This is a genomic window from Variovorax sp. CAN15, from assembly GCF_030462475.1.
In the GTDB taxonomy this organism is placed as follows: domain Bacteria; phylum Pseudomonadota; class Gammaproteobacteria; order Burkholderiales; family Burkholderiaceae_C; genus Variovorax.
In genome coordinates this window covers 125,363-140,818 of sequence record NZ_JASMRZ010000007.1, presented here as the reverse complement: position 1 = coordinate 140,818, position 15,456 = coordinate 125,363, and the positions used below count along the sequence as shown (strand labels likewise).

At 64.5% G+C, this 15,456-nt stretch carries 15 protein-coding genes and 1 tRNA gene; 10 read left to right on the top strand and 6 right to left on the bottom strand.

Going from position 1 to position 15,456, the window contains the following annotated elements:
- Positions 1-5: 5 nt before the first annotated feature.
- Positions 6-695, bottom strand: a complete 690-nt coding sequence (locus QMO14_RS08380; RefSeq protein WP_301505941.1) for a lytic transglycosylase domain-containing protein — start codon at positions 693-695, stop codon at positions 6-8.
- Entirely contained in the window at positions 692-2,437 is a 1,746-nt protein-coding gene (locus QMO14_RS08375) for a proline--tRNA ligase (RefSeq protein WP_301505939.1), read from the bottom strand. The genes QMO14_RS08380 and QMO14_RS08375 overlap by 4 nt, the downstream gene beginning before the upstream one ends.
- A 146-nt stretch (positions 2,438-2,583) precedes the next feature.
- On the opposite strand from QMO14_RS08375, the gene QMO14_RS08370 reads away from it, so the two are divergent.
- Positions 2,584-3,255, top strand: a complete 672-nt coding sequence (locus QMO14_RS08370) for an RNA pyrophosphohydrolase (protein ID WP_301506029.1) — start codon at positions 2,584-2,586, stop codon at positions 3,253-3,255.
- The gene (locus QMO14_RS08365; RefSeq protein ID WP_301505937.1) at positions 3,200-3,796 is read left to right on the top strand and encodes a CNP1-like family protein; all 597 of its coding nucleotides are present in this window, start codon (positions 3,200-3,202) and stop codon (positions 3,794-3,796) included. The genes QMO14_RS08370 and QMO14_RS08365 overlap by 56 nt, the downstream gene beginning before the upstream one ends.
- A 62-nt stretch (positions 3,797-3,858) precedes the next feature.
- On the opposite strand, the gene proB is transcribed toward QMO14_RS08365, so the two are convergent.
- From proB to rplU, 4 genes are all read right to left on the bottom strand, one after another.
- Positions 3,859-4,998: a glutamate 5-kinase gene (gene proB, locus QMO14_RS08360; RefSeq protein WP_301505935.1), complete on the bottom strand. Its 1,140-nt coding sequence runs from the start codon at positions 4,996-4,998 to the stop codon at positions 3,859-3,861.
- 89 nt (positions 4,999-5,087) lie between these two features.
- The gene (cgtA, locus tag QMO14_RS08355; RefSeq protein WP_301505933.1) at positions 5,088-6,164 is read right to left on the bottom strand and encodes an Obg family GTPase CgtA; all 1,077 of its coding nucleotides are present in this window, start codon (positions 6,162-6,164) and stop codon (positions 5,088-5,090) included.
- A gap of 71 nt (positions 6,165-6,235) precedes the next feature.
- Positions 6,236-6,496, bottom strand: a complete 261-nt coding sequence (gene rpmA, locus QMO14_RS08350) for a 50S ribosomal protein L27 (RefSeq protein ID WP_093057448.1) — start codon at positions 6,494-6,496, stop codon at positions 6,236-6,238.
- A 12-nt stretch (positions 6,497-6,508) separates the two neighbouring features.
- A complete protein-coding gene (gene rplU / locus QMO14_RS08345; protein ID WP_057592097.1) occupies positions 6,509-6,820 on the bottom strand; it encodes a 50S ribosomal protein L21 in 312 nt (103 codons plus the stop codon).
- 196 nt (positions 6,821-7,016) lie between these two features.
- On the opposite strand from rplU, the gene QMO14_RS08340 reads away from it, so the two are divergent.
- The 8 genes from QMO14_RS08340 to QMO14_RS08305 all read left to right on the top strand — a co-directional run bounded on the left by QMO14_RS08340 (position 7,017) and on the right by QMO14_RS08305 (position 15,429).
- Positions 7,017-8,009, top strand: a complete 993-nt coding sequence (locus QMO14_RS08340) for a polyprenyl synthetase family protein (RefSeq protein ID WP_301505922.1) — start codon at positions 7,017-7,019, stop codon at positions 8,007-8,009.
- Between the two features lie 51 nt (positions 8,010-8,060).
- Positions 8,061-8,137: transfer RNA gene (locus QMO14_RS08335), tRNA-Pro, on the top strand.
- A gap of 116 nt (positions 8,138-8,253) precedes the next feature.
- Positions 8,254-9,987, top strand: coding sequence for a type IV-A pilus assembly ATPase PilB (gene pilB / locus QMO14_RS08330; protein ID WP_301505920.1), 1,734 nt, complete (start codon positions 8,254-8,256; stop codon positions 9,985-9,987).
- A 26-nt stretch (positions 9,988-10,013) separates the two neighbouring features.
- Entirely contained in the window at positions 10,014-11,243 is a 1,230-nt protein-coding gene (locus tag QMO14_RS08325; protein WP_301505918.1) for a type II secretion system F family protein, read from the top strand.
- Positions 11,243-12,208: an A24 family peptidase gene (locus QMO14_RS08320; RefSeq protein WP_301505916.1), complete on the top strand. Its 966-nt coding sequence runs from the start codon at positions 11,243-11,245 to the stop codon at positions 12,206-12,208. The genes QMO14_RS08325 and QMO14_RS08320 overlap by 1 nt, the downstream gene beginning before the upstream one ends.
- Positions 12,209-12,215: 7 nt before the next feature.
- A complete protein-coding gene (gene coaE / locus QMO14_RS08315; protein WP_301505914.1) occupies positions 12,216-12,827 on the top strand; it encodes a dephospho-CoA kinase in 612 nt (203 codons plus the stop codon).
- A 69-nt stretch (positions 12,828-12,896) separates the two neighbouring features.
- Positions 12,897-14,390 carry an MBOAT family protein gene (locus tag QMO14_RS08310; protein WP_301505912.1) on the top strand — a complete coding sequence of 498 codons (1,494 nt, stop codon included), beginning with the start codon at positions 12,897-12,899 and terminating at the stop codon, positions 14,388-14,390.
- Positions 14,391-14,394: 4 nt separating this feature from the next.
- Entirely contained in the window at positions 14,395-15,429 is a 1,035-nt protein-coding gene (locus QMO14_RS08305) for a hypothetical protein (protein ID WP_301505910.1), read from the top strand.
- Positions 15,430-15,456 lie beyond the last annotated feature (27 nt).

Sequence of the window (15,456 nt, the reverse complement as noted above, 5' to 3'; positions counted from 1 at the left end):
GAGCTTCAGGCCGCCGAGCGGTCGCGCTGCTGTTGCTGCTGCTCTTTCTCGCGTTCCCTGTCGTTGAACACCCAGAGCCGCTGGTTGGAGAACACCGCGTTCGGGTACGGCGACTTGCCGCGGCTGCCGTTGTAGCGGCCCAGCGTCATGAACAGGTCGCCGTTCTCGCGGTCAAGGTAGTGGCGAAGGATGACGCAGCCGAAGCGCAGGTTGGTCTGCATGTGGAAGAGCTTGGCCGGGTCGCTGTCGCCGATCACGCGCGTCCAGAACGGCATGACCTGCATGTAGCCGCGCGCGCCGGCGCTCGACACCGCGAACTTGCGGAAATTGCTCTCGACCTGGACCAGCCCCAGCACCAGGCTCACTTCGAGCCCCGAGCGCTTGGCTTCGTACCAGGCGGTCTGCAGGAACTCGATGCGCGAGGGCGCGTCGGCGATCTTCTTCTTGAGTCGCTGGCTCATCTCGCCGAGCCAGCGCAGGTAGGCCAGCCGGGCCTCGGTGTTCGCGAACTCCGGCACCGGCGGCGCCTTGTTGTGGATGGCCGAGCTCAGCGCGGTGCGCACCGAGTCGATGAGCGGCTCCTCGATCTGCGCGCCGGCCATGGCGGCCTGCGGCAGCGACAGCACGGTGAGGGCGCCCGCCGTCACGGCGCCGCCCAGGCACTGGCGTCGCGAGAGGCCGCCCTCCAGGCTCATTGGGCGAGCTTGCCGCCGATGAACTCGGCGATGCCTGCCACAGGCACCTTGGTCGCGGCGGTATCGCGGCGGTGCTGATACTCGAGCTGGCCTTCCTTGAGGCCACGGTCCGAAATGACCACGCGGTGCGGCACGCCGATCAGCTCCCAGTCGGCGAACATCGCGCCGGGGCGCTCGCCGCGGTCGTCGAGCAGCACGTCGACGCCCTTGGCGAGCAGGTCTTCGTAGAGCGCTTCGGCCGCGACCTTGACCTCGGCGCTGCGGTCCATGCCGATCGGGCAGACCACCACCGTGAACGGGGCCAGCGCATCGGGCCAGATGATCCCGCGCTCGTCGTGGTTCTGTTCGATGGCGGCCGCCGGCAGGCGGGTGATGCCGATGCCGTAGCAGCCCATCTCGAGGAACTGCGGCTTGCCGCCTTCGTCGAGGTAGGTGGCGTTCATGTCCTTGCTGTACTTGGTGCCCAGCACGAACACGTGGCCGACTTCGATGCCGCGCTCGATGGCCAGCACGCCCTTGCCGTCGGGCGAGGCGTCGCCCGCGACCACGTTGCGGATGTCGGCCACCAGGTCGGGCTCGGGCAGGTCGCGGCCCCAGTTGACGCCGGTCATGTGGAAGTCGACTTCGTTGGCGCCGGTGATCCAGTCGGCCATCACGGCGGCTTCGCGGTCGGCCACGAGCTTGACGGGCTTCTTGAGATTCAGCGGGCCCAGGTAGCCGGGCTTGCAGCCGAAGTGGTCCTCGATTTCGGCCAGGGTTGCGAAGCGGAAGCCCTGGTTCAGGCCCGGCAGCTTGCCGACCTTGATCTCGTTCATGTCGTGATCGCCGCGCAGCAGCAGCAGCCAGACCTGCGAGCCCTTGATGTCGCCAGACTCGTCGAGAACGTCGGTGGCCAGCACCAGCGACTTGATGGTGGTGGAAAGCGGCACGCCCAGCAGTTCGGCCACGTCGGCGCAGGTGCTCTTGCCGGGGGTCGGCGTCTTCTCGAGCGCTTTGGCGGGCGCCGGACGCGGGCCGGCCGGGGCCAGCGCCTCGGCCTTTTCCATGTTGGCGGCGTAGTCGCTGTCAGGGCAGTAGACGATGGCGTCCTCGCCGGTGGCGGCGATCACCTGGAACTCCTCGCTCAAGTCGCCGCCGATGGCGCCGCTGTCGGCCGCCACGGCGCGATAGCGCAGGCCGAATCGGTCGAAGATGTTGCGGTAGGCCTGCGCCATGACCTGATAGCTGGCCTTGGCTGCGTCGAGGTCGCGGTCGAAGCTGTAGGCGTCCTTCATGATGAACTCGCGCCCGCGCATCAGGCCGAAGCGCGGGCGGCGCTCGTCACGGAACTTGGTCTGGATCTGGTAGAAATTCTTCGGCAGCTGCTTGTAGCTGCGGATCTCCTGGCGGGCGATGTCGGTCACGACTTCTTCGCTGGTCGGCTGGATCACGAAGTCGCGGTCGTGACGGTCCTTGATGCGCAGCAGCTCGGGGCCCATCTTCTCGAAGCGGCCGGTCTCCTGCCAGAACTCGGCCGGCTGCACCACGGGCATGGTCATCTCGACGGCACCGGCGCGGTTCATCTCCTCGCGCACGATGGCCTCCACCTTGCGGATCACGCGCAGCCCCATGGGCATGTAGGTGTAGATGCCCGTGCCGAGCTTCTTGATCATGCCGGCCCGCATCATGAGACGGTGGCTCGCCACTTCGGCGTCAGCGGGCGCTTCCTTGAGGGTGGAGACGAAAAAACGGGAAGCTTTCATCGGAATTGCGGTGACGGTTCGCTGGATTCGAGGTTCGGAAGTGGGGAACTGCTCCCCCGGAGAGACCCTGAGAGCCTGGCATCGGCAGCTTGCCGAGGGCAACCCGGCATGCATAATCGACTCAGTTCAAAAATTGGGGTTTGATTATGCTCGACCGGGACGGCTTCAGGCCCAACGTCGGCATCATCCTGCTCAACCAGAGAAACCAGGTTTTCTGGGGCAAACGCATACGTACGCACTCCTGGCAGTTTCCGCAAGGCGGCATAGATCGCGGCGAAAGTCCCGAGCAGGCCATGTTCCGGGAACTGCACGAGGAAGTGGGGCTCCACCCGGAGCACGTGCGCATCGTGGCCCGTACCCGCGACTGGTTGCGCTACGAGGTGCCGGATCGGTTCATCCGCCGTGACGCACGGGGCCACTACAAGGGCCAGAAACAAATCTGGTACTTGCTGCAACTCGTCGGCCACGACTGGGATCTCAACCTGCGTGCAACCGACCATCCCGAATTCGACGCCTGGCGCTGGCATGACTACTGGGTGCCGCTCGACGTTGTCGTCGAGTTCAAGCGCGGCGTCTACGAGATGGCGCTCACCGAGCTCGCTCGCTACCTGCCAAGGCAGGATTTCCGCAACCGCTTCCTGCGCAGCAATGTGCGCGCCCGAGAATTCGAGCGCCATTCGCCGGACGCCGGAGCGCCTCCCGGACTGGATCTGCCGCCCGGCGGCAGTTTCGATCCGCATCCCGACATTCCTTCTGCGAGCAATGAACCTCCTGTCCACGACAACAAGGCACCGCCGCCCCTTCCGACGCAACGCTGAGCGCGTCCTCCTTCTGGCCTGCTTCGGCATCCTCGCGGGATGCGCCTCCGGCCCGCACGACACCGACAACCCCGACTGGGCGCAGGCCGGCATGCCACCGCCGCCCAAGCGATACGAGACGGACAAGGAGTGGGAAGAAACCGCCACCCCGCCACCGCCGGCCTTCAGCGAAAGCCGCCTGCTGCCGATCGAAATGCCTCCCTACATGAGCCTGAAGTTCGGCATCGACCCAAAGACTATTGCCATCACGGGCGACGGCATCGTGCGCTACGTGGTGGTGGCCCAGAACCGCAGTGGCGGTGCAACCAACGCCTTCTACGAAGGCGTTCGCTGMTCCACGGCCGAGATGAAGAGCTACGCGCGCTACAACAACGGCGCCTGGCAGGACGTGCAGAAGCCGGAATGGAAGCGCCTGAGCGACATGAATTCCAGCTACACCCGCAAGCTGGCGACGCAGGCGCTTTGCCGCGGCAATGCGCCGCGTGCGTCGGTGAGCGACATGGTCCAGAACATCCGCAATCCTGTGCGGGAAGTGCAGTAAGCGCCCTGCGCTGACAGATGGAAAACGGGGCCCATGGGCCCCGTTCTTGTTTTGCCTTCTTCTCAGCCCGGCATCAGCACCATGTTGTCGCGGTGGACCATTTCCGGCTCCGCCACGTAGCCCAGCAGGCGCTCGAATTCGGACGACGGCTTGCGGCACAGCAGGCGGGCCTCCACGCTCGAATAGTTGGCGAGGCCCCTGGCCAGCTCGACACCATCGGCATCGCGCACCGCGATCACGTCGCCGCGCGAGAACTCGCCCGACACGCCGGTCATGCCGATAGGCAGCAGGCTCTTGCCCTCGGCCCGCACCTTGGCGGCCGCGCCCGCATCGACGACGACGGCACCACGCAACTGGAGGTGGTCGGCCATCCAGCGCTTGCGGGCCTGATGCTTGGCGGTCTGCGCCACCAGCAGCGTGCCGATGGACTCGCCCTTCGCCAGCCGCAGCAGCGCGTCGGCCTCGCGGCCCCAGGCGATGACCGTGGAGGCGCCCGAACCTGCGGCGCGCTTGGCCGCGAGGATCTTGGTGATCATGCCGCCCTTGCCGATGCTCGAACCGGCGCCGCCGGCCATGGCCTCGAGCGCCGGGTCGCCCGCGGCGGCTTCGTGCACGAACTTCGCTTCGGGGTCCTTGCGCGGGTCGGCCGTGTAGAGGCCCTTCTGGTCGGTAAGGATGACCAGCGCATCGGCTTCGACCAGGTTGGCCACCAGGGCGCCGAGCGTGTCGTTGTCGCCGAACTTGATCTCGTCGTTGACGACCGTGTCGTTCTCGTTGATGACCGGCACCACGCCCAGCTTGAGCAGCGTGACCAGGGTCGAACGGGCATTGAGGTAGCGCTCGCGGTCGGCCAGGTCGGCGTGGGTCAGCAGCACCTGTGCGCTGCCGATCTCGTTCTCGCGCAGCTTGGTCTCGTACATCTGGGCCAGACCCATCTGACCGACGGCCGCGGCGGCCTGAAGCTCATTGATTTCATGCGGCCGCGTGCGCCAGCCGAGACGCTTCATGCCTTCGGCGATCGCGCCGCTCGACACCATCACGACCTCGCGACCGTCGCGCACCAGCGCGGCCAGCTGCCGGCACCACTCGCCGATGGCGGCCTCGTCGAGACCGCGCCCCTCGTTGGTCACGAGGCTGGAGCCCACCTTGACGACGATTCGGCGGGCATCCCGCAAGGCAGTGGATCCGGAGTTCGAGGTCATTTTTGGGGTGCTACGGTCTTTGGATACTGCTTGGGTTTCTGTCTTGTGGCCCGGTAACGCCGGGCCGTCGATGCTGCGACAGGTGCCGCTCAGGAGCCTTCGGGAGGCAGGGGCACGAAGCGCGGGTCGACCTCGACCGGCTGGTGCTCGGCCACCTGTTGCGCCTTCACCTGCTGGTAGATGGCCTGCACCAGATGCTCGCAGCCTTCGCGCGTGAGCGCCGAGATTTCGAACACCGGGCCCTTGAAGCGCAGGCGCTTCACGAAATCCTTGATGCGCGCGGCGCGCTCGTCGGCAGGCACCATGTCGAGCTTGTTCAGCACGAGCCAGCGAGGCTTCTCGTACAGGTCGGCATCGTATTTCTTCAGCTCGCCCACGATGGCCTTGGCCTGCGCCACGGGGTCGACGCTGTCGTCGAACGGAGCCATGTCGACCACGTGCAGCAACAGGCGCGTGCGCTGCAGGTGCCGCAGGAAAAGATGGCCGAGGCCGGCGCCTTCGGACGCACCTTCGATCAGGCCGGGCAGATCGGCCACCACGAAGCTCTGCTCGGGGCCGACGCGCACCACACCCAGGTTCGGGTGCAACGTGGTGAAGGGATAGTCCGCGATGCGCGGGCGGGCGTTCGAGATGGCGCTGATCAGCGTCGATTTGCCGGCGTTGGGCATGCCGAGCAGGCCGACATCGGCCAGCACCTTGAGTTCGAGCTTGAGGCTGCGCTTCTCGCCGGGCCAGCCGGGGGTCTTCTGGCGCGGGGCGCGGTTGATGGCGCTCTTGAAGCGCATGTTGCCGAAGCCGCCGTCGCCGCCCTTGGCGATGGTGATGACCTCGCCGTCTTTCAGCAGCTCGAACAGCACCTCGCCGGTTTCGGCGTCGGAGATGATCGTTCCGACCGGCATCTTGAGCGTGATGTCATCGCCGGCGGCACCGAACATGTCGGAGCCCATGCCGTGCTCGCCGCGTTTGGCCTCGTGGCGGCGCGAATAGCGGAAATCGACCAGCGTGTTGAGGTTGGAATCGGCCACCGCGAACACATGGCCGCCACGGCCGCCGTCGCCGCCGTTGGGGCCGCCGAATTCCTTGTACTTCTCATGACGGAACGACACGCAGCCGTTCCCGCCATCGCCCGCGGCGATGTCGATGAAGGCTTCGTCGACGAACTTCATGGGATGTCCAGTTTACAAATGAAGAAGCCCCGGCAATGCGGGGCCTCGGGAAGGTCGATTCGACTCGGGGCTTAAGCCGCGGGAGTCACGTTGACCGTGTGCTTGTTGAGCGCACCCTTGGTACCGAACGACACGTGGCCGTCGACCAGGGCGAACAGCGTGTGGTCCTTGCCCACGCCGACGTTCACGCCCGGGTGGAACTGGGTGCCGCGCTGGCGCACGATGATCGAGCCTGCGCTGATCAGTTCGCCGCCGAAAGCCTTCACGCCGAGCATCTTGGGCTTGGAATCGCGCCCGTTTCGCGTTGAGCCGCCGCCTTTTTTCTGTGCCATGGAATCTGCTCCTTAGCCAGCGATCGCGCCGATTTGCAGTTCGGTGAACTGCTGGCGATGGCCTTGACGTTTCTGATAGTGCTTGCGACGGCGCATCTTGAAGATGCGAACCTTGTCGTGCTTGCCGTGCGACAGCACAGTGACCGTCACTGTTGCACCGGACACCAGGGGCGTGCCAACCTTGATTTCAGCGCCGTTGCCGACGGCCAGAACCTGGTCGATCACGATTTCCTGGCCTACGTCCGCAGCAATCTGTTCTACTTTGATTTTCTCGCCGGAAGCAACGCGATACTGCTTGCCACCGGTTTTTATGACCGCGTACATGTAAACCTCTTAGAAATGAGTCTCCACGGCGAATTCCGCAGAGCCCGCGATTATAGCTCGGTTTGTGCCCCCTAGCCACCTCCAGAGCGCAACCCCACCGCCAAGCCGCTTCGGCTCCCTATAATTTGCGCCTTCCGGCCCTGCCACCCGCCTGGGCGCCCACACACAACACTCAGCAGCGCTCCGCGCCTTCGCTTTGCCAGTTCCAGCCGCCGACACCTCTCCCACCGCCACCGTGCTGGACCTGATTGCCGGCGACATGGTCGAAGTCGACCGAGTGATCGCCCGCCGCCTCGACACGGGCGTGCCGCTCGTCAGCCAGGTTTCCAGGTACATCATTTCCGCTGGCGGCAAGCGCCTGCGGCCAGCACTTCTGCTGCTGATGTCAGGAGCACTGGGATATGCGGGTGAGCAGCGATTCAATCTGGCGGCCGTGGTGGAGTTCATTCACACGGCAACCCTGCTGCACGATGACGTGGTCGACGAATCGACCCTGCGTCGCGGACGGGCGACGGCCAACGAGTCTTTCGGCAACCCGGCCAGCGTGCTGGTCGGCGACTTCCTCTACTCGCGCGCATTCCAGATGATGTTGGATGCCAACAACATGCGCGTGATGCAGATCCTGGCCGAAGCCACCAACATCATCGCCGAGGGCGAGGTGCTTCAGCTGATGAACATGCACGACGCGTCGCTGGACGAAGCGGCCTATCTGCGCGTGATCCGCTCGAAGACGGCGAAGCTCTTCGAGGCCAGCACCCGCCTCGCAGCCGTACTGGCGAATGCCGCGCCCGAAATGGAAGAAGCCTGCGCCACCTATGGCCAAGCGTTGGGCACCGCCTTCCAGGTGATCGATGACGTGCTGGACTACACAGGCGACGCCAACGAAACAGGCAAGAACGTCGGCGACGACCTGCGCGAAGGCAAGACCACGCTGCCTCTCATTTTTGCAATGCAGCGAGGCACCCCGGCACAGAGCGAACTGGTACGCGCCGCCATCGAGGCCGGCGACACCACCCAACTGGGCAAGGTCATCGAGATCGTTCAGGAAACCGGCGCCCTGGAGGCCTCGCGCGCGGCTGCCGCGGCCGAAGCGCAGCGTGCGATCCATGCACTAAAAGATTTCCCGTCCAATTTGCACGCTTCAGGTTTGCTACAATTGGCGGCTCAGTTGCTTGAGCGACGTGCCTGAACACCTCACCTGAGTTGGCATCTAGGACGATTTCTTTTTTCTTGCAACCATCGGGGTGTAGCTTAGCCTGGTAGAGCGCTACGTTCGGGACGTAGAGGCCGGAGGTTCGAATCCTCTCACCCCGACCAGCCTTCGGCTGGCATTAATAGACAAATGGCCAGCCTGTTGCTGTGTAGCGATTTACAGCACAGGACTGTTCAGCGATGATCGTGAAGCAAATTTTCACATCTTTTTCACTCGCTGAATGGCTGCCGCCGAACTTCCTGTTAAAGAACCTTCGCAAATTGCCCTGCCCGGGCTTGCGCGCGCCTTGGTTTCGGCCGGCAAGCTGCCAGCCAAAGTGGCCGAGGACATCTATCAGAAGTCCCTCAGCGGTCGCACCAGTTTCATTGCCGAACTGACTGGCTCCGGCGCGGTCTCTGCAGCCGACCTCGCCCACACCCTTTCCAGTGCTTTCGGCGCCCCGCTACTCGATCTCGACGCCATCGATCCGCAGCGCCTGCCGAAGGATCTGCTCGACCAGAAGCTTTGCCATGCGTACCGCATCGTCGTCCTCAGCAAGCGCAACAACCGTCTGATTGTTGCAACGGCAGATCCTTCCGATCAGCAAGCCGCCGAAAAGATCAAGTTCGCTTCCCAGATGGGTGTCGACTGGGTCATCGCGGAATACGACAAGCTGTCGCGGATGATCGAAGCCGCCGCCGTGAGCGCGGCGGAAACCATCAACAGCATCGTCGGCAGCGAGTTCGAGTTCGACGACGTGTCCGCCGAGACCACGAACGAGAGCAACGACCAGGCCATCGCGGAAGTCGAAGATGCGCCGGTCGTGCGCTTCCTGCACAAGATGCTGCTCGACGCCGTCAGCATGCGGGCATCGGACATCCACTTCGAGCCCTACGAGCACAACTACCGCGTGCGCTTCCGGGTCGACGGTGAACTGCGCGAAGTCGCCAGCCCGCCCACCGTCATCAAGGACAAGCTGGCCTCGCGCATCAAGGTCATTTCCAGGCTCGACATCTCCGAGAAACGCGTGCCGCAAGACGGCCGCATGAAGCTCAAGATCGGGCCCGACCGCGTGATCGACTTCCGCGTGAGCACGCTGCCCACGCTGTTCGGCGAGAAGATCGTGGTTCGTATTCTCGACCCGAGCAGCGCACGTCTGGGCATCGACGCCCTCGGCTACGACGCGGATGAAAAGGCGCGGCTGCTGCATGCCATCGGGCGCCCTTACGGGATGGTGCTCGTCACCGGCCCCACAGGCTCGGGCAAGACGGTGTCGCTGTACACCTGCCTGAACCTGCTGAACCAGCCCGGCGTGAACATCGCGACTGCGGAAGACCCGTCGGAAATCAACCTGCCCGGCGTCAACCAGGTCAACGTCAACGAACGCGCGGGCCTGACCTTCGCGGCTGCGCTGCGCGCCTTCCTGCGCCAGGATCCCGACATCATCATGGTCGGCGAAATCCGCGACCTCGAAACCGCCGACATCTCGATCAAGGCGGCCCAAACGGGCCACTTGGTGCTCTCCACGCTGCACACCAACGACGCGCCGACCACGCTCACGCGGATGCGCAACATGGGCATCGCTCCGTTCAACATCGCCTCGAGCGTGATCCTGATCACGGCCCAGCGCCTCGCGCGGCGCCTGTGCACCGTCTGCAAGCTGCCGGCCGACGTCCCGCGCGAAACGCTGCTCGAGGCGGGCTTCAAGGAAGAAGAACTGGATGGCTCCTGGAAGCCCTATCGCCCCGTCGGCTGCTCCGCCTGCAGCGGCGGCTACAAGGGCCGCGTCGGCATCTACCAGGTGATGCCGATCTCGGAAGCCATCCAGGAAATCATCCTGCGCGACGGCAGCGCGCTCGACATCGCCCAGCAATCGGAGGCCGAGGGCGTGCGCTCCCTGCGCCAGTCGGGCCTGCGCAAGGTCATGCAAGGCCTCACTTCGCTGGAAGAAGTGGTTGCCTGCACCAACGAATAACGAACATACCGATTACCGGAGATCGAATGGCAACAGTGGCATCCTCCCGCACCCAGCCTACACACAAGGAATTTGTCTTCGAATGGGAAGGCAAGGACCGCAACGGCAAGCTGGTCAGAGGCGAACTTCGTGCTGCCGGCGAAAACCAGGTGCAGGCTGCGCTGCGCCGCCAGGGTGTGCTCGCCTCCAAGATCAAGAAGCGCCGCATGCGTTCCGGCAAGGCGATCAAGCCCAAGGACATCGCAATCTTCACGCGCCAGTTGGCGACCATGATGAAAGCCGGCGTGCCTTTGATGCAGTCCTTCGACATCGTTGGACGCGGCAACGCCAACGCAAGCGTGGCGAAGCTGCTCAACGACATCCGCAGCGACGTGGAAACCGGTACCTCGCTGTCAGCTGCCTTCCGCAAGTTTCCGAAGTACTTCGACAACCTCTACTGCAACCTGGTAGAGGCGGGCGAGGCGGCAGGTATCCTGGAAGAGTTGCTGGACCGGCTGGCCACCTACATGGAGAAGACCGAGGCGATCAAGTCGAAGATCAAGTCGGCTCTGATGTATCCGATCTCAGTGATAGTCGTGGCCTTCGTCGTGATCGCCATCATCATGATTTTCGTGATTCCCGCGTTCAAGGAAGTATTCACGTCGTTTGGCGCCGACCTGCCTGCTCCGACGCTGATCGTGATCAGCATCAGCGAGTTCTTCGTCTCCTACTGGTGGCTGATCTTCGGCGGCATCGGCGGCGGACTCTACTTCTTCATGCAGGCCTGGAAACGCAACGAGCGCTTCCAGCGATTCATGGACCGCCTGCTGCTGAGAGTGCCGATCTTCGGAGCGCTCATCGAAAAATCCTGCGTCGCCCGCTGGACCCGCACACTGGCCACCATGTTCGCGGCCGGCGTCCCGCTGGTCGAAGCGCTCGACTCCGTGGGCGGCGCCTCCGGCAATACCGTCTACGGTGACGCCACGGCGAAGATTCAGCAGGAGGTTTCCACCGGCACGAGCCTCACGGCCGCCATGACCAACGCCAACCTCTTCCCGTCCATGGTGATCCAGATGACCGCCATCGGCGAGGAATCCGGCTCCATCGACCACATGCTGGGCAAGGCCGCCGACTTCTATGAATCCGAAGTCGACGACATGGTCGCCGGTCTCTCCAGCCTGATGGAACCCATCATCATCGTGTTCCTGGGCACCATCATCGGTGGCATCGTGGTGTCGATGTACCTGCCCATCTTCAAGCTCGGCCAGGTCGTTTGATGCTGGTTTCGCGGGAGTTCGACGCCGTCTTCACCGGTGTCCTGGGCTTGTTGATCGGCAGTTTCATGAACGTTGTCATCTACCGCGTGCCGGTGATGATGTACCGCGAATGGCTCGCCGACGCCGTCGCCAACCTCATGTCGTCGAAGGACGCGCCTTCGCTCTGGTCGCTTGCTTTCGGACCGAAGGTCGCGGCGCCCGTCGGGCTGGAAGCCGCAGCCGACAAGGCAGCCGAGGTCGTAGAGAAACAACCTCCCTTCGACCTGATGCGTCCCGCGTCGCGCTGCGGTGCCTGCGGCCACGGGATCCGCTGGTACGAGAACATCCCAGTGCTGAGCTACGCCGTGCTGCGCGGGCGTTGCTCTTCGTGCAAGACCACGATCAGTCCGCGCTACCCGCTGGTCGAGCTGATCACCGGCGGCCTGTTCGCCCTGTGCGCCTGGCGCTTCGGCATCACGCCGACTGGCGCCTTGTGGGCCGCATTCGGCGCCCTGCTGATCTGCCAGTTCCTGATCGACTTCGACACCCAGTTCCTGCCCGACTCGCTCAATTACCCGCTGCTCTGGCTGGGCCTGATCGGCGCGGCCATGGGCTGGACCGGTGTTTCGCTGAGTTCTGCCGTCTGGGGCGCCGTGTTCGGTTACCTCAGCCTCTGGCTTGTGTACCATGCCTTTCGCCTGGTCACGGGCAAGGAAGGCATGGGCTATGGAGACTTCAAGCTGCTGGCCGCGCTGGGTGCATGGCTCGGCGCCGACTACCTCATCGCGATCATCCTCGTCTCTTCGCTGGTGGGCGCGGTGATCGGCATCTCTTTACGCGTCGCCGGCAAGCTGGCGCACAAGGACATCCCCATCGCCTTCGGCCCCTTCCTGGCCGGTGCGGGCCTCGTCTGCCTCGTCGCGGGCCCCGAAGTCGTGAGGCAGTGGATTCCGTTCGCCTTCCCGCTGGGCGCGCTGATCCATTGACATCCGCATGGTGGCGCGGCGCATCGGACTGACGGGCGGCATAGGCAGCGGCAAGAGCACTGTCGCGGGCCTTCTGGTGGCCCAAGGGGCGTTTCTGGTGGACACCGATGCCATCGCGCGCTCCATCGCGCTGCCGGGCGGGATTGCGATGCCCGCCCTGGAGGAGGCATTCGGCCCCAGCGTCATCGACCCGGCCGGCGGCCTGGATCGCGCGGCCATGCGGCGGATCGTCTTCGCGGACGCCGATGCCAAGGTCCGCCTCGAATCCATCCTCCACCCCCTGATCGGCGACGAAACCCGGCGCCGGGCGGCAGCGGCCGGCGAGGATGCCGTCGTCGTGTTCGACGTTCCCCTGCTGGTCGAATCCGGGCGCTGGCGCGCCATCGTCGACCGGGTGCTGGTGGTCGACGCCACCGAGGAAACCCAGTTGAAACGCGTCGTCGCACGCTCCGGCTGGGCGCCGGAGGCGGTCAAGGCGGTGATCGCCCAGCAGGCTCCGCGCCGGGCGCGCCGGGCCGCCGCGGACGCAGTCATCTACAACGAGTCATTGACCCTGGAGGAACTCGCTCAAGAGGTCCGGGGTCTCTGGGAACGGTGGGCTAAGTCGGGCACGCGATAATTTGGAGTTGACGCCGCGACGGCAAAAGGACGATCACGTCAAACGGCGCATGCCCAAGCGCCCCTCACGATGCTTTTCAATTCGTATCCCTTCATCTTCGTTTTCTTCCCGCTGGTCCTGATCGGCTTCTTCCTGATCGGTGCGCGCAGCCCCCGGTCGGCGGCGGGGTTCCTGGCACTGGCCTCCCTCTTCTTCTACGGGTGGTGGAGCGTCAAGGCGCTGCCGCTGCTGCTGGGGTCGATCTGCGTCAACTACTGGTTCGGGCTGCGGCTCACCCCCTCCCCCAGCCGGGAGGACAAGTACCGTAAGACGCTGCTGATCGTCGCGCTGGTGGTCAACCTCGGGGTGCTGGCGGTCTTCAAATACGCCAACTTCTTCCTCGAGAACATCGATGCCGGCCTGGCCGCGGCGGGCCTGGAGCAGATCGACCTGGTGCACATCGTGCTGCCGATCGGCATCTCGTTCTACACCTTCACCCAGATCGCCTTCCTGGTCGACTGCTGGCAGGGCAAGGTGCACGAACGCAGCTTCATCCACTACGTGCTGTTCGTGACCTACTTCCCGCACCTGATCGCGGGCCCCGTGCTGCATCACGCGCAGATGATGCCGCAGTTCAACAGCCCGGCCACCTACAGGATCAATGCCAACAACATCGCGCTGGGGCTGGGCGTCTTCGTCTTCGGCCTGGCCAAGAAGATGCTGATCGCCGACCCGCTGGGCCAGTACGCGGACATGATGTTCAAGGGCGTGCACGAAGGCGTGATGCCCTCGCTGTACACGGCGTGGTTCGGGGTGCTGGCGTACACGATGCAGATCTACTTCGACTTCTCGGGCTACTCCGACATGGCCGTGGGCCTGTCGCTGTGCGTCGGGGTGCAGCTGCCACTCAACTTCCGCTCGCCCTACAAGTCGACCAACATGATCGAGTTCTGGCGGCGCTGGCACATCTCGCTGTCGACCTTCCTGCGCGACTACCTCTACGTGCCGCTGGGCGGCAACCGCAAGGGCCCGGCGCGGCGCTACATCAACCTGTTCCTGACGATGCTGCTGGGCGGCCTGTGGCACGGCGCGGCCTGGACCTTCGTGATCTGGGGCGCGCTGCACGGCTTCTACCTGATGGTCAACCACTTCTGGAACGCCAAGGTGCGGCGCGGCAAGACCGAAACCGCCTGGTACGGCCGCGTGGCCGGATGGTTCATCACCTTCGTGTGCGTGATGATCGCCTGGGTGGTGTTCCGCGCCGACAGCATGTCGGCCGCCGTCGAGATCTACAAGGGCATGCTGGGCCTGCACGGCGCGCCCGTGTCGGCCTTCAGCGAGTTCCGCGTGCCGTTCCGCAAGCCAGAGTTCTTCCAGACCCTGCTCGTGGCCATCGTGATCTGCCTTGCGCTGCCGCCCACCATCACGCTCGACCGGTGGATTCCCGCGGTCGCCGGCCTGGCCGGTCGCCCGCGCCTGCAGCGCATGGCCACGTGGGTCACCGGCCTGGGCTGCGTCTATCTGTTCGGCCTGTGCGTGTCGAAGTTCGGCAGCTACAGCCCCTTCCTCTATTTCCAATTCTGACGACATGGAAGACACGAAATCGGCCAGGACCTGGCTTCGCATCTTCGCCGCGGGCTACCTGGTGTGCTGCGGGCTGCTGCTCGTCAGCCTGCTCACGCCCATTCCGTATGGCGACCTGACCCGCATCGGGCGCATCTCAGAGCGCGAATTCGGCTGGCATGAGCCGCCGCCGCCCATCCCCGACGCCGACGTCAAGACCTGGCCCATCACCGAATCCGACATCCTGGTGATCGGCGACAGCTTCTCCGTGCGCTATGCGTGGCAATCGAAGCTCGTGGGCGCGGGCTACAAGATCACGACCACGCACTGGGACAACCTGGGCGGAGTCCTGTGCGGCGACTTTTCGGGCTGGCTCGAGAAATCGGGCTTCAAAGGCAAGGTGGTGATCGTCGAGAGCATCGAGCGGCTGCTGTACGACCGCATCGAGAAATCGGAGTCGTGCAAGACCATGAAGCACGCCTTCAAGCCGACGCCGCCACCCTTCGAGAACCCGTCCAGGCCCGCTCCCGGCTTCCAGCTCAACTGGGACGCGCAACTGCTCAGCGGCTGGCTGACGTACAGGAACACGAAGGAGATCCTGGCCTCCGACAGCTGGACCAACACGCCCGAGCGCTGGGGCCCGCTGATCGACGCACGCGTGGTGCCAGACGGCTGCAAGCAGTTCAGCCATCGCGCCTGCGACAAGCTCCTGATGACCGCCGAGGACCGCGTCAATCCGGCCCTGACGGCCGAGTCCGCGAACTTCATGAAGCGCTTCGAGAGCACCGCCGCGCCCTACAAGGTGGTGTGGATGGTCGTGCCCAACAAGACCAGCGTGTATTTGCAACAAAACCATGCCGACGCGTTCCGCGCCGCGTTCAACCCGCAAAATATCGGACCGGACCTGTTTGCGCTGGCAGAACAGAATCGCTTCAAGATGAAGGATCTTTTTCCCGCCAACGAGACACATGTGTCGACCCGGGGTTACATTCTTTTCGGGGAGCGTATGCTGGAAGCTGTGCGCGAGGTGTTCCCGCCCCCGGCCCCCAAGACGCAATGAGCCCGAACCCGACGTGAAAAACCGATA